Here is a 20,327-nt window from a genome sequence, read left to right on the forward strand (position 1 = left end):
ACACGGGAGCGACCGACCGAAATTGCGCATTAGAACGCAGCTCGTTCCCAACCCTGAAAAGGTCGTTTTATGACGAAATGGCTGCTAGCTGCCGGTGTCTTGATGCCGCTTTACAGCGCTCAGGCTACACAGGATCCGGAAGCTGTGTACAACCGTGTTTGTGGTGCCTGTCATTCCGGCCAACTCCCCATGGCGCCCCGCAAGGGCGATCAGGAAGCTTGGACGCCGAGGTTGGCGAAAGGTATGGAGACGCTGGTGCAACACGTGACCCAGGGTTTCAAGGCGATGCCGCCGCGTGGTTTGTGCATGGACTGCAGTGCCGAGGATTACCGAGCCATCATCCAGTGGATGAGCGAGTGAACCCGGTCCATAACTCTTTAACCCTTAGCCGTAGTTGGATTAGCTGATGAACAAACTGATCGTGAGTCTGCTGTTGACCTTGGGGATATCCGGCGTAACCCACGCCGCTGGCGATGCCGCTGCCGGTCAGGCGAAAGCGGCCGTATGCGGGGCCTGCCATGGCCCGGATGGCAATAGCATGGCGCCCAACTTTCCGAAACTGGCGGGCCAGGGCGAGCGTTACCTGAACAAGCAACTGCACGACATCAAGTCCGGCAAGCGCACGGTGCTGGAGATGACCGGCCTGCTGAACAACCTGAGCGATCAGGACCTGGCGGACATCGCGGCGTATTTCGCCAGCCAGAAAGGTAGCGTCGGCGCTGCCGATCCGAAACTCGTGGCCCGTGGTGAAGCGCTGTTCCGCGGCGGTAACCTGGACAAAGGGCTTCCAGCCTGCACCGGTTGCCACTCGCCTGACGGCAAGGGCAACGCCGCTGCCGGTTTCCCTCACCTGGGCGGCCAGCATGCCCAGTACGTCGGCAAGCAACTGACCGATTTCCGCAAAGAAGAAGGCGGCCGGACCAACGATGGCGACACCAAGCCCATGCAGAGCATCGCCAAGAAGCTGAGCGACGAAGATATCGCAGCCGTGTCGAGCTACATCCAGGGCCTGCACTAAGGCCATTGGCGAGCGTTGCGAGGGGATACACCGCTTGCAACGTTAACGCTCGATTAATCTGTCGATGCGAGCATCAAAAGGGTGGCTTTGGCCGCCCTTTTTTGTGGCCGCTGCCGTTACACTAGCGAACTAGAACCCGCCACGGTCAGTCTTAAAAACAGGCCTCGCGAGGTCCCCTCATTGTCCAGGAGTAAAGCATGCGTAATCTGATCACCAGCGCCGCGCTCGTCGTCGCCAGCCTGTTCGGCATGGCCGCCCAAGCCAACGCGGAAGAATCGAAGGCCCCTTACGTCGAATTGACCAATCCGGTTCCGGTGGCCGTGCCTGGCAAGATCGAAGTGGTGGAGCTGTTCTGGTACGGCTGCCCGCATTGCTACGCTTTCGAGCCCGTCATCAACCCATGGGTCGAGAAGCTGCCTAAGGATGTGAACTTCGTACGCATCCCCGCCATGTTCGGCGGCCCATGGGACGCCCACGGCCAGATGTTCCTGACCCTCGAAGCCATGGGCGTCGAGCATCAGGTTCACGCGGCGGTATTCAACGCCATCCAGAAAGAAGGCAAGAAGCTGGTCAAAAAAGAAGACATGGCTGACTTCCTCGCGACCCAAGGCGTCGACAAGGACAAGTTCCTCGCCACCTTCGACTCCTTTGCCATCCAGGGCCAGATCAAGAAGGCCCGGGAGCTGGCGAAGAAATACGAAATCACCGGCGTACCGACCATGATCGTCAACGGCAAATATCGCTTTGACATCGGCTCTGCCGGCGGTGCCGAACAAGCGCTGCAACTGGCCGACCAGCTGATCGCCAAAGAGCGAGCAGCCCCTAAGGCTGCCGCCAACTAAGCGCGGCTCACGCCCATGGCCCGCTGGAGTACCGAACGCATCGTTGGCCTGCATGAACCGCGGGTCAACGAGCACCATGTCACGTCCACGGGCCTGCCTGGCGACAGCCGCTTGCGGCTGCTCAGTTTCAATATCCAGGTGGGCATCAGCACCGAGCGCTACCGGCATTACCTGACCCGGGGCTGGCAGCATCTGCTGCCGCACACCGGGCGTGCCGGTAACCTGCAGAAAATCGGCGACCTGCTGAAAGATTTCGATCTGGTGGCGCTGCAAGAGGCTGACGGCGGGAGCCTGAGATCAGGTTACGTCAATCAGGTGGAACACCTGGCCCAACTGGGCGCCTTTCCCTACTGGTACCAGCAACTCAATCGCAACCTCGGACGGCTCGGCCAGCACAGCAATGGCGTGTTGAGTCGTTTGCGCCCCTGGGCGATCGAGGATCATCCGCTGCCCGGGCCCAAGGGGCGCGGGGCGATCCTCGCGCGGTTCGGCGAAGGTCCGGAAGCGCTGGTGGTGGTCATGATGCATCTGGCGCTCGGAGCGCGTACCCGGACGATGCAGTTGGCGTACATTCGCGAACTGATCGGTGGATACAAGCACCAGATACTGATGGGTGACATGAACACCCATGCCTCCGATTTGCTGCAGACCTCGCCCCTGCGCGATCTTGGTCTGCTCGCTCCACAGCTGGAAGCGACGTTCCCCAGTTGGCGCCCCCAGCGTTGCCTGGACCATATCCTGTTGAGCCCGACCCTGACCCTCGAGCGCGTCGAGGTGCTGGCCCAACCCATTTCCGATCACCTGCCGGTCGCGGTAGAAATTCGTTTGCCTGGTTCGCTCACGGCTGATGCATTCCCCGCGCTGAGTCCTGCCCCTCGCGGATCCGATGAATGAGCGACGACGCCGAACGCTGGAGAGAGAAGTACCTCAAGAGTATCGAACAGCAGGAAAAGCTCGAGCGCCGTTGGGCTGCTCGGCTCGACTTGCTGCGTCGTGGCCTGGTGCGCAGTACCCTGGCCGCCGAGGGCACTGACCGAGCTGTCGACCAATGCATGAAAGAGATGCGCGAGGTGGTGCGCACCGATGAAATGGACGCCGGTCTCGCCGCCCTGCTGCCGCGCCTGGAGAAAGCCGTACTCGATTCCGAGCAGCGCCGCGAAACCCGGATCGAGCAGATGAGCACGGCGTTGACGGCCCTGGTTGCCCAGTTGCAGAGCCTGCCGCTGCCGAAGGAAGTCAGCCGGCCACTGAAGAAATTTTCCAAGCAGTTGGAGGAGCGGGTCGGCCAGGCCCGGGAGATTCCGCTGCTGCTCAGCGAACTGAGCGGTTTGCAAGGCAAGGCGCTGAGCGCCCTGGACGCTCCTGTCGAACCGAGTCGACCTGGCCTGCTGCAACGGCTGTTTGGTGGCCAAGGCCATGAAGAAGCGGCGCCCCAGCCCCACGAGCATGCCCAGGCCGGCGTAGCGCCTGAGGCAGAAACGTTCGTGCGCGTAGTCGCGGAACCGGCAACCGACGCAGAATCCGTCGCGCTAGCACCAGCACCGCAGCCATCGGTCGCGGAGCAAGCTCCCACGTTGGAGGCAGCGCCCGAACCGGTTGTCCCGACTGCACCGAAGATCGAGCCCGCTCCCGTACCTGAAGCCGAAGTGGTTCAGCCCATCAGTGAGCCGGATGAAGCAACCGAACCCGCGCCATTGCCAATGCCGGTTGCCGAAGAACTGTCGGCAGTGGCACCTGCCCTCGACAACCCCGACGAACTGATGCCCGAGGAGCCAGCACAGGCCCTGCCCGCCCCCTCGCAGCCTCCAGCGGAGCCTGCCGAGCCGCTGGAAGCCGTCGATGTGGCTGATGCCCAGTACGCCCTGCCCGACTCGCCGGAACCGTCCTACAGTTCGGTCGCCAAGCACATCGAAGACACGTTGTTGGGCCTGTTGGGCGACCTGACCTTGCCCGAGCGGCATCGGCCACAAGCCGAAGCCATGCGTGAGCGGTTGCGAAATGGCTTGAATTGGTACGAGCTGCTGCCGATCCTCGACGATCTTGCAGTATTGATGTTGGCTATCACCGACACCGGCCAGCATGAGTTCGAAGCGTACCTGCAACGGCTCAATGACCGGCTCGAGTCATTCCAGAGCAGCCTGCAGGCGGCCAGTGAAGACCACGCCGACAACCTGTCGGCCTCCAGGGAAATGGACACGCAGATTCGCGAACAGGTAGACGGCCTGCAAAGCAGCGTGCAACAAGCCGATGACCTGGAAGGCCTCAAGCAGGTGCTCGAGAATCACCTCGAAGGCTTGCTCGGCACGATGGATCAACACCGCCAGCAACGTGATCAACGCGAGCAAGAAGTCTCGGCGCGCCTGAAAAGCCTGGCCGATCGCGTCGCGCTGATGGAGCAGGATGCCCAGGTCGTACGGGAGAATCTCGAGGAGCAGCGGCAGAAAGCACTGGTCGATCCGCTCACCGGGCTGCCCAATCGCGCGGCCTGGTCCGAGCGCCTGGAGCATGAAGTCGGCCAGTGGCAGCAGCACGGCAACAGCTTGCTGCTGGCCATGCTCGATCTCGATCATTTCAAGCGCATCAATGACAACTACGGCCATCTGGCCGGGGATCGGGTGTTGAAACTCATTGCCTCGGTCTTGCGCAAACGCCTGCGTGGCGGCGATTTCATTGCGCGTTTCGGGGGCGAGGAGTTTGTCCTGCTGGTGCCCGACACGCCCCTGGCCGCCGGCGCGAAGCTGGCCGAGGCGCTGCGCCTGGCCATCGAAGCCTGCCCGTTTCATTTCAAGGGCGAGCCGGTGACAGTGACGGTATCCATTGGCCTGACGGCCTTCAAACCGGGCGAACACAGTGATTCGGTGTTTAAAAGAGCCGATCAGGCGCTCTATCGGGCAAAAAATGCCGGGCGCAACCGTGTAGAGCTGGGCTGAGGGGCTAATTGTTCCAATTTGTTTAATATCGTCGCGCGCATCGGATCATCGCGGGGCGATACGTTACACTGTTGCATTACTTCCAGCGCGTAATGCCCTCCACCATGAAATTTCTTTCCCTCATTGTTTCTTTATTTATCCTGGCCGGCTGCACCAGCGGCCCGCGGTTCGACACCAGTCACCCTTCCGTCAACCATGACAACCGCATCCAATTCGTGGTGGTGCATTACACCTCGGCTTCCCTGGAGCGTTCACTGGCCCTGCTGACCCATGGCGAAGTCAGTGCCCATTACCTGATCGGCGATGATAAAGGCGCGACCGTCTACAAACTGGTGGATGAAAGTCGACGCGCCTGGCACGCCGGGGAAAGTGAGTGGGAAGGCCGGACCTGGCTCAACTCCAGTTCCATCGGCATCGAAATCGTCAATCCGGGTTTCGTCGACACGCCTACCGGACGCCTCTGGTATCCCTACAGCGAAGCCCAGGTCCAGGCCTTGATCGTATTGCTCAAGGACATCATCCAGCGCAACGGAATCAACCCGCGCAGCATCATCGGCCACAGCGACATCGCGCCCCTGCGCAAGCTTGATCCCGGCCCGCTGTTTCCCTGGAAGCGCCTGGCGCAAGCCGGCTTGGGGGTTTGGCCGGACGAGCAGGCAGTGGCTCGCCAGCAGGCCATCTTCGCGCCACAGCTGCCGCCTGCCAGTTGGTTCCAGGCCGAGCTGGCCCGCCTGGGTTACCCGACGCCGCAGACCGGCGAATGGGACGTGGCCACCCACCATGTGCTGGCCGCCTTCCAGATGCATTATCGGCCCACCCGTTTCGATGGCACGCCGGACGCGCAAAGCGCGGCGATCCTGCAGGTGCTCAACCAGACAAAATAATGACGCCCGTCTGACGAATCGGGCCAAATCCAAATCAGAAGCTATAACTCATTGGTAACTTTCGGATTACCCATGATGACGGCTGCCCGTGAAACCCTGCAGAGCTGGCTCCATCGCCCGCTTTTTTTGGCGATGATAGCGGCTGCCCTGAGTACCGTCCTGCTGCTGGCGGGAAGTCTGTTCGTGGTCATGCAACAGATCCAGCAACGCGAAAGCGACCAGATGAATGCCCAGGGCGAGCGCTTTCTGCAACGGCTGGAACAGCTTTTCGGGCAACTGCGCGAAAGCCTCGACGACCTGCAAAACCAGCCGTTGCGTGGGTGTGACGATGACATGATCGCGACCTTGCGAGAGGTCAGTTTCAATTACCGTTTCGTTTATGAAGCGGTGTATATCGATGGCAGCGGCGTCTGTTCCAATCGTCCGCGCCAGAGCGGATTGTCGGTGACCCGCCCACCCGATCTCCGGGGTCCGACCTACAGTTACTGGCTCAATACCACCACCGAACCCAACGAAGACCGCGCGGCATTGATGCTGGGGCGCGGCAATTTTCGGGTCGCCACTTCCCGCGGGCATCTGGCCGACGTGGTCGACCTGCCTCCGGGCAGCAGCCTGCTGGTGGTCCTGGATCATGGCGAGCGAGCCATTCCCGTGTTGGGCCCCCCTCAACACTGGCCGCCCACGGAGCCTTGGCCACCCAAAAGCCACAATGCCTTGCAAGCGACGCAAACCCGGCTGATCTATCGGATGCCCACCGACAGCCCGGAATATCAACTGGTATTGATTGCCCAGCGCAACGGTTTCACGGTTCCGGCCAACGCCTGGTGGATGTTGCCCATCAGCCTGATGTTGGGCCTGGGGATTGGTTTTCAGGTGTTTCTGCTGGCGCGCCAGCGCCAATCCATGGATGCCGAACTGCACGGGGCCATTCGCCGCGGTGAGTTGCAGGTGCTTTACCAACCGATTTTCGACCTCAACAGCCGCAATTGCGTCGGTGCCGAAGCCTTGCTGCGCTGGCGACGACCGGACGGCACCCTGACCAGTCCGGACTTGTTTATCCCGATGGCCGAAAACACCGGGCAGATCCGCCAGATCACCGATTTCGTGCTACAGCGGCTGTTCGATCAATTGGGCCAGTTGTTGCGGTCCAATCCGCAGTTGTACATCTCGGTGAATCTGGCGGCCTGCGATGTGATGGTGCCGCGTATCGGCGAAGTGATCGCCCGCCTGCTGGCGCTGCATCGCGTGTCGGCCCATCAGATCGCCTTCGAAGTGACCGAGCGCGGGCTGATCGATGTATTGGTCGCCCGGGATAACCTGCAATCGCTGCGCGATGTCGGGCATCAGGTGTTGATCGACGATTTCGGCACCGGTTATTGCAGCCTGGCCTACCTGCAAACCCTACCGGTGGACTGCCTGAAAATTGACAAGGCCTTCATCGATGCCTTGGGCCACGATGCCGCCAGCAGCGGCGTGGCTCCGCACATCATTCGCATGGCCCATGCGCTGGAACTCAAGGTGATCGCCGAAGGCATCGAGCATGAAGCCCAGGCCTCTTATTTGAGCAGCGAAGGGGTGAGGTTCGGTCAGGGCTGGCTGTTCGCCCATGCCCTCAGCGCAGTGCAACTCATCGAATTGATTACCCGTGGCCGCCGCTTGCTTGGGCGCCGTTTCGATGACGAAGCCTGAGTCTGCTCAGACCGCCAGCGCCATGTAGAACTGCGTGCCCTGCCCCGGCCTTGAATAAACGCCCATGCGTCCGCCGTGGAGCTGGACGATCTCCTTGCACAGCGCCAGGCCGAGGCCTGCGCCACCCTTCTTGCGTCCGACCTGGACGAAAGGCTCGAAGATCCGTCCCTGCTGGCCGTAGGCAATGCCTTCACCGTTGTCTTCGACACTGATGATCACCCGCTCGCCATGGCGTCGGGCCTGCAAGCGAATCTGGCCGTTTTCGGCGGTGTGGCGCATGGCGTTGTCGATCAGGTTATCGAGCACTCGATCCAGTTGCGCGGCGTCGGCATGCAGTCGCGGGAGCGGGCCCTGGATCGCCACGAGCAGCTCAATGCCCTTGGCTTGGGCCTGTTCGGTAAACCGCAGCCGGGCGGCTTCCAGCAGATCGTCGATGGAGCAAGGCGCCAAGGTCAGCTTTTGCAGGCCGTTCTGGTAGCGAGAGAAGTTCAGCAGGTCATTGATCAGCTGCATCAACCGCTGCATTTCTTCCGTGACGGTGTTGAGCAGGTCCGCCTCGCGTGACTCCTCTGGAAAATGCAGGCGCTCCTGCAACAGGCCGAACGCCATGTGCATGCCCGTCACTGGCGTGCGCAGTTCATGGGAGGCACGCAGGACAAATTCGCTGCGCACCCGTTCGAAGGCACGTTGTTCGGTCACGTCATGCAGCACCATGACCGCGCCGAGGATGTGACCCTGGGTGTGGCTGACCGGTGTGAGGCTGTAAGTCAGCGCCCGCGACTCGCCATCGACTTCGATGCTCAGGTCTTCCGGCACGCGCTCCAGGCTTCCGCCGCGCAGGACCAGGTGCAGTTCTTCATCCAGTTCAAGGCGTCCCAGCGCCTCGCCGAGTCCTTGGCCCAGGCGCGCCTCATCCCAACCCAATTGCCGTTGGGCCACCGGATTGAGGTGTTCCAGCCGGCCTTGGCGGTCGATCATCAGCAGGCCGTCGTCGATGCTGTCGAGCACGGCTTGCAAGCGTTGCTGGCCGGCGAGCAGCTCGTCGACATTGGTGGCCTGGTGCTCGCGCAAGGCCTGGGCCATGACGCCGAAGCGGCGGGTCAGGAGATTCAGCTCGGCGGCGGAGGATATGGGAAGCGTGACCTCGAAATTGCCCTGGCCGATGTCGTCCGCCGCTGCCGCCAGCGCCTCGATCGGCGCGCCGAAACGCCGGGCGATGCCATGGGCGGTGATAAACCCGATGATCAGCACCGCAAACCCCACCAGCCCCAGCAGTCCGGAAATCCACAGCGCCCGTTCACGGGCACGGTCCTGGGTTTCACTGATGTTGGTCAGGGCCTGGCGATAGCCCTCGATCAGCCCATTGCGCAGTACGTTGAATTTTTCGGTAAGGTCCTTGATGCCCGAGAGCTGACTCGGCTGCTGGCGAGATGCGGTGAAGGCCTCGAGAAACTCAATGTAGTCGGCCTTGGCCTTACTGAAGCTGTTCGTCGACTCATCCAGTTCCCGTTCGTGGGCAATCCCCTCGTCGATCAACGCCAGGTATTGCTGTTTGGATGTCTCCAGCGCCGCGAGGTCGGGCTTGTCGTCGAGCATGATAATCAACTGATCGCCCAGGGTCTGGCGCAGCTTGAGGCCCAGGTCCAGCAGGATGAAGTTGTCGCGTACCGATTGTTCCTGGGTGTTGGCCATCTGCATCACGCTGACCAGGCCAAGCACCAGTCCCAGCAAGGCCACCGTGATCAGGGCCGAGATACTGAGAAACAGTCGTGTGCGCAGCTTCATCGCCAGTTTCATGAGGTGCTGCTCACAAGTTGTACTGCTTGCGTTTGCGATACAGCGTGGAAGCATCGATCCCCAGGGTCTTGGCCGCCTGGTCGAGGGTGTCGGCCGTGGCCAGCACCGCGCCGATGTGGGCTTTTTCCAGTTCGTCCAGGCTCAGGGCGGCGCCGATGCGCGGCGCATTGTTGACCGGCTGCTCGGCCATGCCCAAGTGACTGATTTCGACTTTTTCCTGGGGGCAGATGATGCTGGCGCGTTCGACCACGTTACGTAGTTCCCGGATGTTGCCTGGCCAACGATAGCCTAGCAGCGCTTCGCGTGCTTCGTCGCTGAAGCCCCGGGCCGGGCGTGCGTATTCCTTGACGAAGCGGGCCAGGAAGCGGTCGGCCAGGGTCAGGATGTCTTCGGCGCGCTCGCGCAGCGGCGGTAGATGCAAGGTAATGACGTTCAAGCGATACAGCAGGTCTTCGCGAAAACGCCCGTCGCGCACCATGTCCTCAAGGTTGAGGTTGGTCGCCGCGAGAATCCGCACGTCGGCACGACGGGTGACCGGATCCCCTACCCGCTCATATTCCTTGTCCTGGATGAAACGCAGTAACTTGGGTTGCAATGTCAGTGGAAAATCGCCGATCTCGTCGAGAAACAGCGTACCGCCGTCGGCCTGGTTGACGCGCCCCAGCGTACTTTCGCTGGCACCGGTGAAAGCCCCGCGGCTATGGCCGAACAGTTCGCTTTCCATCAGTTCGGCGGTCAGTGACGGGCAGTTGATGGTGACGCAGGACTTTTTCGCGCGCTTGCTCCAGCCATGGATCGCCCTGGCCAATTCGCCTTTACCGGTGCCCGATTCGCCGAGGATCAGGATATTGGCATCGGTGCTGGCAACCTGGCGTGCGGTTTCCAGGACGACTTTCATCGCCGGGCTATGGGAGTCGAGGCCGTCCTTGGGCTTGCGCACCTCCCCTTCAAGGGCTTCGAGCCTGGCCGACAACTGGCGTACTTCCAGTTGCTTGGCGGTCGCCAGGCGCAATTGATCGGGGCTGCAAGGTTTGACCAGGTAGTCGGCGGCCCCGGCCTGGATCGCATCCACTGCCGTATCGACCGCCGAGTGGGCGGTGACGATGACCACGCGCATCCAGGGGGCCTGGATACGCATCTGCGCCAACACATCCAGGCCGTTGTCTTCGCCCAGGCGCAGGTCGAGGAAACACAGGTCGAACACCTGGCGTTGCAGCAGAGCGTCGGCTTGCGCGGCGCTGTTGGCGGTGGCAACGCTGTAGCCTTCGTCTTCCAGGCAGTATCGGAACGTACGCAGGATGGCGGACTCATCGTCTACCAGCAGAATGCGGCCTTGATGCTCAGTGGCGGATTCCATTTTTCCTACGCTCCTTTAATGAATGATGATGATTAGTGTCAGAAAAATCGGGCAAGTTGCATGGTCGATTCTGAGGGGATATTACCCACGCAGTATGCCCCTGTGGACGTCTGACTCCTAAAAGACTGATTTGAGTTCCTTTTTTTATGATTCGTGTGGTTCGGACGGTTCGCATTGCTCATTCCGACAGCTACGTCTGACGGGCAATTCAAAAACAATCTAGCGTCTTTTCTCCCTCATTCGTGCAATACGCACGACTGCCACGCGGGCCATCGTGCAGGATGCGCTCCCCGCCTCCGATAACTATTTTGTAACTATCTGATTTTAAATAGTTTTTTATATAAAAAATCCTGGCACGCCGACTGCAATGTCCTGATCAACGTGGCGTTTAGAGCGCCTCAACCAGATCACCGCACCCGGGTGGGGAGGAATTCCAGGATGAATCGTCAAAGTGCCGCCCAATTTCGATTTTCTTCTCTGCACATTCAGCAAGGCTTATGGGCTGCCCTGGCATTGCTGGTCACCCTCGTGATAGGCCAGCAATGGATGCTCTGGCAAGAGCGGCAACAGCCAGAGGCGCCACAGACGTCGATTCATCGTGCCCCACAAACCCATTTCAGCGCCGTCAGCAGTGTCGCGGAAGCCTCCGCTTCAATGCGCATGATGGATGTCGATCAGGCTCAGCCAGTGGTCGATATGCCACGTGAAGAGCGCTGGGTGTTTTAACCCGATGGACCGGTCGTCCATCGCGCCGGAACCATCATCGCCAGACCCTCACTAAATAGAAAAGCGTAAGGAGAATCACCATGTTGAGCTGGGCAATTACCTTCCTGATCATTGCCATCATCGCCGCAGTACTGGGCTTCGGTGGTATCGCAGGCACCGCCACGGGCATCGCCAAGATTCTCTTTGTTGTGTTCCTGGTGATGTTCATCGCTTCCTTCTTCTTTGGCCGTCGTGGCCGAGGCTGACCATGAGCGTTTTCTTTAAAGGACTGGCCGCCGCCCTGTTGTTGGGCGGCAGTGCCATGGCAATGGCTGCCAATGACGGACAGATGCGGGCCAACCAGTTGCTGGAAGCGGACCCGCAATACCGCGAGACCTGGCAGCACGTCGTCAAAAAAGAAGAACGCCTGCCTGAATGGGTGATGAACCTGTCAGGCGATTCGGAACAGATGAATGCTGTCGAGGAAGACGGCGACAAGTATCTAGTGGGACCCCTGTGTGAAACCCAGGCGACGTGTCGCAGCCAGCGCCTGATCGTCGCCTTCAGCTTCGACAAGGACGAAGCCTACGCCTTGTGGGTACAAGTCCCTGCGGGGCTGCCGGCCGACAAGTCGCCGACGCGGCATGCCGACTACCGTTTCCTCGGCAAGCCCGACGAAGGTATGCAGAAACTGTTAATGGAACAACTCAAGAAAGATCCGAACTGGTACTGATTCTGAAAAATGGGAAAAGCAGCCCTGCTTTTCCCTTCTGCACGGCCCGAGGAGGGCCAGTGCATGACCAGGGGGCCGGGACGTTCTGACTGATGAGAGTCGGAGTGACCTACGGGCACAAGGAGTGCCTGCGAAAGGGCCGGGTCAGGTAAAAGCTGCAACGCAGGTTCGCAAAGCCATTACGGCTGGGCGAACTTGCGTAGCGCTTTATAACGCAGAATACCTGTGCCAGAGCGGTTGATGGATTGGATGCCACCGGTTGCTGCGCGATGCGGCATTTTGTCTCCTCCCGCCGATTTATTGCCCTTTCCCTGACCGTATATCGGAGAATGCCGGCGCGTTTTCTCCCACGGGACACGTCTCGATTCGCAGTCGTTTTATTGGTTGCCCCCGCTGGCGAGAGAAGGCGCAGCTACGCTGAAATGGCCGGCTCACGGCACTTATGCCTGCATAAATGGCCTATTCGAACCGGTTGGGATGCGGGTTTCGTTTGAAAAATCTCATGCCGATTCGGCATAGGGTAGGCGTTTACGGCATTAGACGAGCCCCCCTTGCGTCGCAATAGTTGCGCCTTTTTTCGCCTGCCAGTAAGCCGCTAATGCGCTCGGGGTGACCTTATACGGGGGCAGGGGCGCGAATGTGTTTTGTCATCGACGATTCCGTTCGTACCCCTGTCCGAGACCAACTGAAGTAAGGGTAACGATATGAAGAAGGCACGACTAAGCCTCGCCTGGCAGATCCTCATCGGTCTGGTGCTGGGGATTGCATTGGGCGCGCTGCTCAACCATTTCAGTGCCGAAAAGGCCTGGTGGATCAGCAACGTTCTGCAACCGGCGGGCGATATCTTTATCCGTCTGATCAAGATGATCGTGATCCCGATCGTGATTTCCTCGCTGATCGTCGGCATTGCCGGGGTCGGTGATGCCAAGAAGCTCGGGCGCATTGGCCTGAAGACCATCCTTTACTTCGAAATCGTCACCACCATCGCCATCGTCGTCGGCCTGTTGCTGGCCAACTTCTTCCAGCCCGGCAGCGGCATCGACATGAGCACCCTGGGTACCGTGGATATTTCCAAGTACCAGGCCACCGCCGCTGAAGTCCAGCATGAGCATGCGTTTGTCCAGACCATCCTCAACCTGATCCCGTCGAACATCTTCGCCGCCGTTGCCCGTGGCGAGATGCTGCCGATCATTTTCTTCTCCGTACTGTTCGGCCTGGGTCTGTCCAGCCTGCAATCGGACCTGCGCGAGCCGCTGGTGAAAATGTTCCAGGGCGTGTCGGAAAGCATGTTCAAGGTCACCCACATGATCATGCAATACGCCCCGATTGGCGTATTCGCCCTGATCGCGGTGACGGTCGCCAACTTCGGTTTCGCATCCCTGCTGCCGCTGGCGAAACTGGTGATCCTGGTTTACGTCGCCATCGCCTTCTTCGCCTTTGTGGTGCTGGGCCTGATCGCCCGCCTGTTCGGTTTCTCGGTGCTCAAGCTGATGCGCATCTTCAAGGATGAGCTGGTACTGGCCTACTCCACCGCCAGCTCCGAAACCGTGCTGCCACGGGTGATCGAGAAGATGGAAGCCTACGGCGCGCCGAAAGCCATCTGCAGCTTTGTGGTGCCTACCGGCTATTCGTTCAACCTCGACGGCTCGACCCTGTACCAGAGCATCGCGGCGATTTTCATTGCCCAGCTGTATGGCATCGACCTGTCCATCAGCCAGCAATTGCTGCTGGTGCTGACCTTGATGGTCACCTCCAAAGGCATCGCCGGTGTGCCGGGCGTGTCGTTCGTGGTGTTGCTGGCCACCCTGGGCAGCGTGGGTATTCCCCTGGAAGGCCTGGCCTTCATCGCCGGTGTCGACCGCATCATGGACATGGCCCGTACTGCCCTGAACGTCATCGGCAACGCCCTGGCCGTGCTGGTCATCGCCCGTTGGGAAGGCATGTACGACGATGCCAAGGGCCAGCGCTACTGGAACTCCCTGCCGCACTGGCGCAGCAAAGAGCCGCTGCCGGCGGGGGAAACGTCCAGCCATTAATTTACAACCCTATGGGGGCTGCAGCGCGGCGATCCGACTGGCTCAAGAGAGAGGTTGGATGTGACGGCCCCTTCGCGAGCAAGCCCGCTCCCACATTTGATCCGAGGTGAACACATTATTCATAAACACCTCTAAACCTGTGGGAGCGGGCTTGCTCGCGAAAGTGGCGACTCGGTCTTACTGATTGATCAAGACAGTTGTCCCAACAAAGTTCGCCGTTGGCAGTAACAGACCAAACCCCGGAGCAATCCGGGGTTTGTCGTTTCTGCCAGCCCCGCTATCATTCGCGGCATCTTCCGGGGGATTTAACCGATGCTCAATGGCCTGTGGCTTGGCTTCTTTATCGTGGCAGCCGTGTCGGCGCTGGCGCAGTGGCTGATCGGCGGCAATGCCGGGATCTTCGCGGCCATGGTGGAAAGCATTTTCGCCATGGCCAAGCTGTCGGTGGAGGTGATGGTCCTGCTGTTCGGCACCTTGACCCTGTGGCTGGGCTTTCTGCGTATCGCCGAAAAGGCCGGCATCGTCGATTGGCTGGCCAAGGCCCTCGGCCCGCTGTTCCTGCGCTTGATGCCGGAAGTGCCCGCCGGCCACCCGGCCATTGGCCTGATCACCCTCAACTTCGCCGCCAACGGCCTGGGACTGGACAACGCCGCCACGCCCATCGGCCTCAAGGCCATGCGCGCCCTGCAGGACCTCAACCCCAGCCCGACCATCGCCAGCAATGCGCAGATCCTGTTTCTGGTGCTCAACGCTTCGTCACTGACGCTGTTGCCGGTGACGATCTTCATGTACCGCGCCCAGCAGGGCGCGCCGGACCCGACGCTGGTGTTCCTGCCGATCCTGATCGCCACCACGGGCTCGACCCTGATGGGGCTGCTGTCCGTGGCGTTCATGCAGCGCCTGCGCCTGTGGGATCCGGTGGTGCTGGCCTACCTGATTCCAGGTGCGCTGGCGCTGGGCGGTTTCATGGCTCTGCTGGCGACGCTCTCGGCCACGGCCCTGGCCGGGTTGTCATCGATCCTCGGCAACTTGACGCTGTTTGGCCTGATCATCCTGTTCCTGGTGGTGGGCGCGCTGCGCAAGGTCAAGGTGTATGAAGCCTTCATCGAGGGCGCCAAGGAAGGTTTCGACGTCGCCAAGAACCTGCTGCCGTACCTGGTGGCAATGCTCTGCGCCGTGGGTGTGCTGCGGGCTTCGGGCGCGCTGGATTTCGGCCTGGACGGCATTCGCCACCTGGTGCAGTGGGCCGGCTGGGATACGCGTTTCGTCGATGCCTTGCCGACGGCCATGGTCAAGCCGTTCTCTGGCAGCGCCGCTCGGGCGATGTTGATCGAGACCATGAAGACCTCCGGCGTGGACAGCTTCCCGGCCCTGGTGGCAGCGACCATCCAGGGCAGCACCGAGACCACATTCTACGTGCTGGCGGTGTATTTCGGCGCCGTGGGCATCCAGCGAGCGCGCCATGCCGTGGGCTGTGCGTTGCTGGCCGAACTGGCGGGCGTGCTGTCGGCGATCGGGGTCTGCTACTGGTTCTTTGGCTGAGGCCTTCAGGGCGCTGGCGTTGCGAAACGCTGGCCCTGCTCCAACGTCCAGTTCACCACTTCGGCGGTCAGCCGATCACCAGCCCGGCCAAAACCGTCCACCACCGCTGGCACTTTTGTATCGCCCAGCGGCTGGCGAACTTCAAAACGGCGGCTGGCCAGGATGCGCTGGTCGAACCCGCGCACCAGCAGGGCGTCCAGGCGAATCACCACGCTGGCCGCCGTGCCCTGGTATTCGGTCTGGAACGCTTGCAACTGCCCGCCCAGCTCCAGGTCTGCTTGCAGGTTACTGTCGGCGACGCTCAACAGCCTGACGCGCCCGTCCTGGGCAAAGCCATCGAGCAGGCGGTTGCGCAACAACACCGGGGCCGGGTCGCTCCAGCGCGAGGCCGCATAACTGCTGAACAGATTGCCTTGGGGAATGACCGCGATTTTCGGGCTGTTGAGCACTTCGCTGGCTTGCGGGCTGGCCAGGCGCAACGACCAGTTGACCGGCACGCCAGGGGCGGCGGACGCCTGGGTGGCGGGCAGGCGATAGATGTCCGCAGGTTCACTCTTGGGCAGGATCGAACAACCGCCCAGCAGGATAAAGCCGGCCAGCAACAGGGCAGGGCGGACGAGTCGATGGGTCGGCTTCATGGCGTGAACTCCTTGTCCTTGTCGTTACCCAGCAAATAGCCGCTGGGGTTGGCGTCCAGACGCCGGGATATGCCGCGCAGGGCACTGAGGGTTTCGCGTAGCTCGCGCACGGCCGGTGCCAGGGCATTGAGGCCCTGCATGCCGTTGTTCAGCGAGTCGCGGTTGTCGTTCAGCAATTTGTCGAGGGTTGCCGTGCTGCGGGCCAGCGATTGCATGGCCTGCCCGGCACTGCCCACGGCTGCCTTGCCTTGATCGTCGAGCAAGCCATTGGCGTTGCGCATCAACGCCGTGGTCTGTTCCAGCGTGGCGCTGGCCTGTTTGCCGATGGACGCCAGTTGCTGCATGGCCTGGCGAATGTCGCCGCGCTGCTCGGCGATGACCCCGGTGGTTTGCTCCAAGTGTTCGAGGGTGTTGCCCAGGCGTTGGACGTTGTCCGAGGAAAACACCTCGTTGGCGTTGTGCAGCAACAGGTTGATGCTGGTCATCAAGTCATCGCTGTTGTTGAGCAGGCGGGCAATAGGCGAGGGCGCGGCGATGATCACCGGCGGTTCACCGTCATGCCCCGTCAGCGCCGGGCTCTGGGGCGTGCCGCCGCTGAGCTGGATGATCGAGGTGCCGGTGATGCCGGTCAGGGCCAGCTTGGCCTGGGTGTCCTGCTTGATCGGTGTTTCACCGCTCAAGCGTATCCGCGCCAGCACCCGGCGCGGGTCGTTCGGGTCCAGGCGCAGATTGACGACGTCGCCGACCTTGATGCCGCTGTATTCCACCGAACTGCCCCGGGACAAGCCGCTGACCGCCTCGTTGAACACTACTTCGTAATCCTTGAACTCGCTGTCCACACTGGACTTGGCCAGCCATAGGCCAAACAGCAGGGCACCGGCCACCACAATGACGGTGAACAGGCCGATCAGCACATGATGGGCTCGGGTTTCCATGTCAGACCTCGTTCGATTGTATAGCGGCCGATAGCGCCGCGCGGCCGCGAGGGCCATGGAAGTATTCGTGAATCCAGGCGTCGTCGGTTTCCGACACCTTGTCGATGACATCGGCCACCAGTACTTTTTTCTGCGCCAGCACCGCCACCCGGTCGGTGATGGTGTAGAGCGTGTCCAGGTCATGGGTGACCAGGAACACACTCAAGCCCAGGGCATCGCGCAGCGTCAGGATCAACTGGTCGAACGCCGCCGCACCGATGGGGTCGAGCCCGGCGGTGGGTTCGTCGAGAAACAGGATGTCCGGGTCCAGGGCCAGCGCCCGGGCCAGGGCGGCGCGCTTGATCATGCCGCCGGACAGCGAAGCGGGGTACTTGTCTGCGGCAGAAAGTGGCAGCCCGGCCAGGGCGAGTTTCACCGCCGCCAGGTGCTCGGCGTCGGCGCGGCTGAGGCCGGCGTGTTCGATCAGCGGCAGGGCGACGTTCTCTGTCACGGTCAGGGACGAAAACAGCGCGCCTTTCTGGAACAGCACGCCAAAGCGCCGCTCCACCCGCGAACGTCGTTCCGGGGACAGGCTCGGCAAGTCCTCTCCGAACACCCGCACGGAACCCTCGCTGGGCTGGTTCAAGCCGACGATGCTGCGCAACAGCACCGATTTGCCGCTGCCGGAACCGCCGACCACGGCGAGAATCTCGCCCCTGTACACATCCAGGTCGAGGTTTTCATGCACACTCTGGCGACCAAAGCGATTGCACAGGCCCCGCACTTGAATCACCGCCTCGGTGGGCGGCCGTAAAGGTTGGCTCACCAGTTCATCTCCATGAAAAACAGCGCGGCCACGGCATCCAGCACGATCACCACGAAAATCGACTGCACCACGCTGGACGTGGTGTGGGCTCCGACCGACTCGGCGCTGCCGCTGACCTTGAAGCCTTCCAGGCAGCCCACGGCAGCGATCAGGAAGGCAAAGATCGGCGCCTTGACCATCCCCACCAGGAAATGCTGCACGCCGATGTCCGATTGCAGCAGCGACAGGAACATGGCCGGGGAAATACCCAGCGACAGGGCACACACGACTCCACCGCCGACAATGCCCGAGAGCATGGCCAGGAAGGTCAGCATCGGCAGCGCCACCAACAGCGCCAGCACCCGTGGCACCACCAGCAACTCGACCGGATCGAGGCCAAGGGTGCGGATCGCGTCGATTTCTTCGTTGGCCTTCATCGAGCCGATCTGTGCGGTAAACGCGCTGGCGGTGCGGCCCGCCATGAGGATCGCCGTGAGCAACACACCGAATTCGCGCAGGAATGAGAACGCCACCAGGTCCACGGTAAAGATGCTGGCGCCGAAGTCGGCCAGCACGGTCGCCCCGAGGAACGCCACCACCGCGCCCACCAGGAACGTCAGCAGGGCGACGATGGGGGCTGCGTCCAGGCCGGTCTGTTCGATGTGAACGACCATCGCTGTCATGCGCCAGCGCTTGGGGCGAAACAGGTTGCGGGCCAGGGTTTCCAGGATCAGGCCGACAAAGCCCAGCAGTTGCAGGGTGTCTTGCCAGACTTTGTCCACGGCACGGCCGATGCGCGTCAGCAACTGTGTCATCACGCTGACCTGGGGCTCTTTCAGCGGCACACAGAAGTCCGTCAGCGAGCAATAGACCGTCTGCAGCAGCGCCCGCTCGGCGGCCGGCAAGCTGCAATCGGGGTGCTCGGCGGTCTTGCCCAGCCGTTCGGAACCCAGCAACTCCACCAGCAACGAAGCCCCGGCGGTGTCGAGGGCGCCGAGGCCGTTGAGGTCGATCAGAGTGTTTTCGTCGTATTGGCCGCGCAGTGAGTCGCTCAAGCGCTTGAGCTGCGGGTAGTGGGCCAGCGTCCAGTCGCCGCTGACCCATAGCTTCGCCGCAGAGCCGGACGTATCCAGTCGGGCAGTGCCGGTGTGGGATCCTGGGGTCATAAGCTCCATGCTCGTTCGACTTGAACAGCGCTACCTAATAGCACGGCCGCGGTCATTTTGCTTCGGGTGTGGCGGCGCTTACATTGAAACGCAGCACACCGATCATCTGGCCATTTTCCGTCAACACCCGCACCTGCCATTTGCCGGTCGGGTCATCCGGGAAGTTCTGTTTGTGGGTCCAGGCGCGATAGCCTTCCTTGCGTCCGCCATGGATGTCCAGGGCGATGCGGTCGACTTCTTTACCGTTGAACTGCCAGACATGATAAATCCGCTCATCGAGCCCACGCGGCGCGTTGATGGCCGTGTAGGCGTACAAGCCATTGCCGCGAATCTGGGCGGCGCTGACTTCCTTGAGACTGGCGCCCGGCGTGCGGTCCTCCAGTTGGGTGCTGATCGCCACTTCGGTCATCCACAGCGTGGCCGGCGGCACCCAGGAGCGCAGTACCCAGCCGGCGGCGCCAATGCCCAAGGTGATGCACAGGATTGCCAGGGCGTTGCGCACGGTGCGGATCGGGAAGATCGAGGCCAGGCTGGGAAACGACAGCAGCATGGCAATGCCCAGCGCCAGCTTGAAGCTCTGGTCGGTGGTCAGGTGCAGGATGACCGGCAACGCGGTGAGCAGGGCGGCGAACAGCGTCAGCGTGTGCAACGCCAGGAACGCCCAGCGCCGCGGTGCCAGCCATTTGTAGTAGAGCGGGTCGGTGATCGAGATCAGCGCCGCGACCGTCAGCAGGCCGGTGAAAATCAGCTGGCTGCTGTTCCAGGTGGTCGTGATGAAGAAAAACGGCAAGACGAAAAACAGGCTCTCCTGGTGAATCATCTGCGTGGCGTAGCGCAACAGCGGCTGGGGTATTTCCCGCTTGAAAATCCGCGTGAACAGCCGGGTCATGCTGTTCTCGACCATCAGCCAGAGCCAGCTCACCAGCATCATGATGGCGATCCAGGTCGCCAGGCCCTGCTGGCGGTCCACCAACATGAAACTGCCGACCCCGGAGATGAAACCACCGAGCGCAATGACCCCGGGATAGCGCTTCATCAATTCAAGGATGCGCTGGACGTAGAGCGTCAGGTTTTGCATTCGGTGGTTTCACAGTAAGTCGTAGGAAATATCCCTGACAGAGTATCGTCAGGACATCGATGTGACGAGTGCTCTTGTGGCAAGTGGGATTTGCTGTGGGAGCAAAGCTTGCTCGCGAAACAGACGCCTCGGTTTCGGAAAGACCGCGTCGCGTCCATCGCGGGCAAGCCTTGCTCCCACACAGCAGACAGAT

At 61.3% G+C, this 20,327-nt stretch carries 19 protein-coding genes; 12 read left to right on the forward strand and 7 right to left on the reverse strand.

Annotated elements, in window-relative coordinates; translation table 11 throughout:
- Positions 1 to 69 precede the first annotated feature (69 nt).
- The 7 genes from PSH86_RS00185 to PSH86_RS00215 all read left to right on the forward strand — a co-directional run bounded on the left by PSH86_RS00185 (position 70) and on the right by PSH86_RS00215 (position 7,363).
- A complete protein-coding gene (locus PSH86_RS00185; RefSeq protein WP_003196231.1) occupies positions 70 to 360 on the forward strand; it encodes a cytochrome c5 family protein in 291 nt (96 codons plus the stop codon).
- Positions 361 to 406: 46 nt separating this feature from the next.
- Entirely contained in the window at positions 407 to 1,018 is a 612-nt protein-coding gene (locus PSH86_RS00190; protein ID WP_305487008.1) for a cytochrome c, read from the forward strand.
- A gap of 197 nt (positions 1,019 to 1,215) precedes the next feature.
- A complete protein-coding gene (locus PSH86_RS00195; RefSeq protein ID WP_109752862.1) occupies positions 1,216 to 1,860 on the forward strand; it encodes a thiol:disulfide interchange protein DsbA/DsbL in 645 nt (214 codons plus the stop codon).
- Between the two features lie 15 nt (positions 1,861 to 1,875).
- Positions 1,876 to 2,754, forward strand: a complete 879-nt coding sequence (locus PSH86_RS00200) for an endonuclease/exonuclease/phosphatase family protein (protein WP_109752863.1) — start codon at positions 1,876 to 1,878, stop codon at positions 2,752 to 2,754.
- The gene (locus PSH86_RS00205) at positions 2,751 to 4,790 is read left to right on the forward strand and encodes a GGDEF domain-containing protein (RefSeq protein WP_305487011.1); all 2,040 of its coding nucleotides are present in this window, start codon (positions 2,751 to 2,753) and stop codon (positions 4,788 to 4,790) included. The genes PSH86_RS00200 and PSH86_RS00205 overlap by 4 nt, the downstream gene beginning before the upstream one ends.
- A 104-nt stretch (positions 4,791 to 4,894) precedes the next feature.
- Complete coding sequence (locus PSH86_RS00210; RefSeq protein ID WP_305487014.1) at positions 4,895 to 5,674, forward strand: N-acetylmuramoyl-L-alanine amidase; 780 nt, start codon at positions 4,895 to 4,897, stop codon at positions 5,672 to 5,674.
- A 75-nt stretch (positions 5,675 to 5,749) separates the two neighbouring features.
- Positions 5,750 to 7,363 carry an EAL domain-containing protein gene (locus PSH86_RS00215; RefSeq protein WP_232201376.1) on the forward strand — a complete coding sequence of 538 codons (1,614 nt, stop codon included), beginning with the start codon at positions 5,750 to 5,752 and terminating at the stop codon, positions 7,361 to 7,363.
- Between the two features lie 6 nt (positions 7,364 to 7,369).
- Here the strand turns inward: PSH86_RS00215 and PSH86_RS00220 are convergent, their stop codons facing one another.
- Both PSH86_RS00220 and algB read right to left on the reverse strand, forming a co-directional pair.
- Positions 7,370 to 9,160: an ATP-binding protein gene (locus PSH86_RS00220; protein WP_134922202.1), complete on the reverse strand. Its 1,791-nt coding sequence runs from the start codon at positions 9,158 to 9,160 to the stop codon at positions 7,370 to 7,372.
- A 10-nt stretch (positions 9,161 to 9,170) separates the two neighbouring features.
- Positions 9,171 to 10,517 carry a sigma-54-dependent response regulator transcription factor AlgB gene (gene algB, locus PSH86_RS00225; RefSeq protein ID WP_003196247.1) on the reverse strand — a complete coding sequence of 449 codons (1,347 nt, stop codon included), beginning with the start codon at positions 10,515 to 10,517 and terminating at the stop codon, positions 9,171 to 9,173.
- A gap of 438 nt (positions 10,518 to 10,955) precedes the next feature.
- Here algB and PSH86_RS00230 point away from each other — a divergent pair, with 438 nt between their 5' ends.
- From PSH86_RS00230 to PSH86_RS00250, 5 genes are all read left to right on the forward strand, one after another.
- Positions 10,956 to 11,243 carry a hypothetical protein gene (locus PSH86_RS00230; RefSeq protein ID WP_109752867.1) on the forward strand — a complete coding sequence of 96 codons (288 nt, stop codon included), beginning with the start codon at positions 10,956 to 10,958 and terminating at the stop codon, positions 11,241 to 11,243.
- Between the two features lie 80 nt (positions 11,244 to 11,323).
- Positions 11,324 to 11,488: a DUF1328 domain-containing protein gene (locus PSH86_RS00235; protein WP_003177151.1), complete on the forward strand. Its 165-nt coding sequence runs from the start codon at positions 11,324 to 11,326 to the stop codon at positions 11,486 to 11,488.
- A gap of 2 nt (positions 11,489 to 11,490) precedes the next feature.
- Entirely contained in the window at positions 11,491 to 11,955 is a 465-nt protein-coding gene (locus PSH86_RS00240) for an inhibitor of vertebrate lysozyme family protein (protein ID WP_305487018.1), read from the forward strand.
- 704 nt (positions 11,956 to 12,659) lie between these two features.
- Positions 12,660 to 13,991, forward strand: a complete 1,332-nt coding sequence (gene gltP / locus PSH86_RS00245; protein WP_109752869.1) for a glutamate/aspartate:proton symporter GltP — start codon at positions 12,660 to 12,662, stop codon at positions 13,989 to 13,991.
- 312 nt (positions 13,992 to 14,303) lie between these two features.
- A complete protein-coding gene (locus PSH86_RS00250) occupies positions 14,304 to 15,533 on the forward strand; it encodes a nucleoside recognition domain-containing protein (protein ID WP_116833828.1) in 1,230 nt (409 codons plus the stop codon).
- Between the two features lie 5 nt (positions 15,534 to 15,538).
- Here PSH86_RS00250 and PSH86_RS00255 read toward each other — a convergent pair whose 3' ends face one another.
- Genes PSH86_RS00255 through PSH86_RS00275 form a run of 5 tightly spaced genes read right to left on the reverse strand, consistent with a single transcriptional unit; the run spans position 15,539 to position 20,134 of the window.
- Positions 15,539 to 16,171 carry an ABC-type transport auxiliary lipoprotein family protein gene (locus tag PSH86_RS00255; protein WP_305487023.1) on the reverse strand — a complete coding sequence of 211 codons (633 nt, stop codon included), beginning with the start codon at positions 16,169 to 16,171 and terminating at the stop codon, positions 15,539 to 15,541.
- Positions 16,168 to 17,106 carry an MlaD family protein gene (locus PSH86_RS00260; protein ID WP_109752872.1) on the reverse strand — a complete coding sequence of 313 codons (939 nt, stop codon included), beginning with the start codon at positions 17,104 to 17,106 and terminating at the stop codon, positions 16,168 to 16,170. Before PSH86_RS00260 ends, PSH86_RS00255 begins: the two co-directional genes overlap by 4 nt.
- A gap of 1 nt (position 17,107) precedes the next feature.
- The gene (locus tag PSH86_RS00265) at positions 17,108 to 17,911 is read right to left on the reverse strand and encodes an ABC transporter ATP-binding protein (RefSeq protein ID WP_116833830.1); all 804 of its coding nucleotides are present in this window, start codon (positions 17,909 to 17,911) and stop codon (positions 17,108 to 17,110) included.
- Positions 17,908 to 19,056, reverse strand: coding sequence for an ABC transporter permease (locus PSH86_RS00270; protein WP_109752874.1), 1,149 nt, complete (start codon positions 19,054 to 19,056; stop codon positions 17,908 to 17,910). The genes PSH86_RS00265 and PSH86_RS00270 overlap by 4 nt, the downstream gene beginning before the upstream one ends.
- 52 nt (positions 19,057 to 19,108) lie before the next feature.
- On the reverse strand, positions 19,109 to 20,134 hold the full coding sequence (locus PSH86_RS00275; RefSeq protein ID WP_109752875.1) for a DUF5924 family protein: 1,026 nt from the start codon (positions 20,132 to 20,134) through the stop codon (positions 19,109 to 19,111).
- Positions 20,135 to 20,327 lie beyond the last annotated feature (193 nt).

Origin of the sequence: Pseudomonas sp. FP2300 (assembly GCF_030687595.1) — a bacterium.
Lineage (GTDB): Bacteria > Pseudomonadota > Gammaproteobacteria > Pseudomonadales > Pseudomonadaceae > Aquipseudomonas > Aquipseudomonas bijieensis.

Bases quoted from the DNA above. Each gene is read 5' to 3' on its own strand.
- PSH86_RS00185 (WP_003196231.1), top strand. From the start codon at position 70: ATGACGAAATGGCTGCTAGCTGCCGGTGTCTTGATGCCGCTTTACAGC.
- PSH86_RS00190 (WP_305487008.1), top strand. From the start codon at position 407: ATGAACAAACTGATCGTGAGTCTGCTGTTGACCTTGGGGATATCCGGC.
- PSH86_RS00195 (WP_109752862.1), top strand. From the start codon at position 1,216: ATGCGTAATCTGATCACCAGCGCCGCGCTCGTCGTCGCCAGCCTGTTC.
- PSH86_RS00200 (WP_109752863.1), top strand. From the start codon at position 1,876: ATGGCCCGCTGGAGTACCGAACGCATCGTTGGCCTGCATGAACCGCGG.
- PSH86_RS00205 (WP_305487011.1), top strand. From the start codon at position 2,751: ATGAGCGACGACGCCGAACGCTGGAGAGAGAAGTACCTCAAGAGTATC.
- PSH86_RS00210 (WP_305487014.1), top strand. From the start codon at position 4,895: ATGAAATTTCTTTCCCTCATTGTTTCTTTATTTATCCTGGCCGGCTGC.
- PSH86_RS00215 (WP_232201376.1), top strand. From the start codon at position 5,750: ATGACGGCTGCCCGTGAAACCCTGCAGAGCTGGCTCCATCGCCCGCTT.
- PSH86_RS00220 (WP_134922202.1), bottom strand. From the start codon at position 9,160: ATGAAACTGGCGATGAAGCTGCGCACACGACTGTTTCTCAGTATCTCG.
- algB (WP_003196247.1), bottom strand. From the start codon at position 10,517: ATGGAATCCGCCACTGAGCATCAAGGCCGCATTCTGCTGGTAGACGAT.
- PSH86_RS00230 (WP_109752867.1), top strand. From the start codon at position 10,956: ATGAATCGTCAAAGTGCCGCCCAATTTCGATTTTCTTCTCTGCACATT.
- PSH86_RS00235 (WP_003177151.1), top strand. From the start codon at position 11,324: ATGTTGAGCTGGGCAATTACCTTCCTGATCATTGCCATCATCGCCGCA.
- PSH86_RS00240 (WP_305487018.1), top strand. From the start codon at position 11,491: ATGAGCGTTTTCTTTAAAGGACTGGCCGCCGCCCTGTTGTTGGGCGGC.
- gltP (WP_109752869.1), top strand. From the start codon at position 12,660: ATGAAGAAGGCACGACTAAGCCTCGCCTGGCAGATCCTCATCGGTCTG.
- PSH86_RS00250 (WP_116833828.1), top strand. From the start codon at position 14,304: ATGCTCAATGGCCTGTGGCTTGGCTTCTTTATCGTGGCAGCCGTGTCG.
- PSH86_RS00255 (WP_305487023.1), bottom strand. From the start codon at position 16,171: ATGAAGCCGACCCATCGACTCGTCCGCCCTGCCCTGTTGCTGGCCGGC.
- PSH86_RS00260 (WP_109752872.1), bottom strand. From the start codon at position 17,106: ATGGAAACCCGAGCCCATCATGTGCTGATCGGCCTGTTCACCGTCATT.
- PSH86_RS00270 (WP_109752874.1), bottom strand. From the start codon at position 19,056: ATGACCCCAGGATCCCACACCGGCACTGCCCGACTGGATACGTCCGGC.
- PSH86_RS00275 (WP_109752875.1), bottom strand. From the start codon at position 20,134: ATGCAAAACCTGACGCTCTACGTCCAGCGCATCCTTGAATTGATGAAG.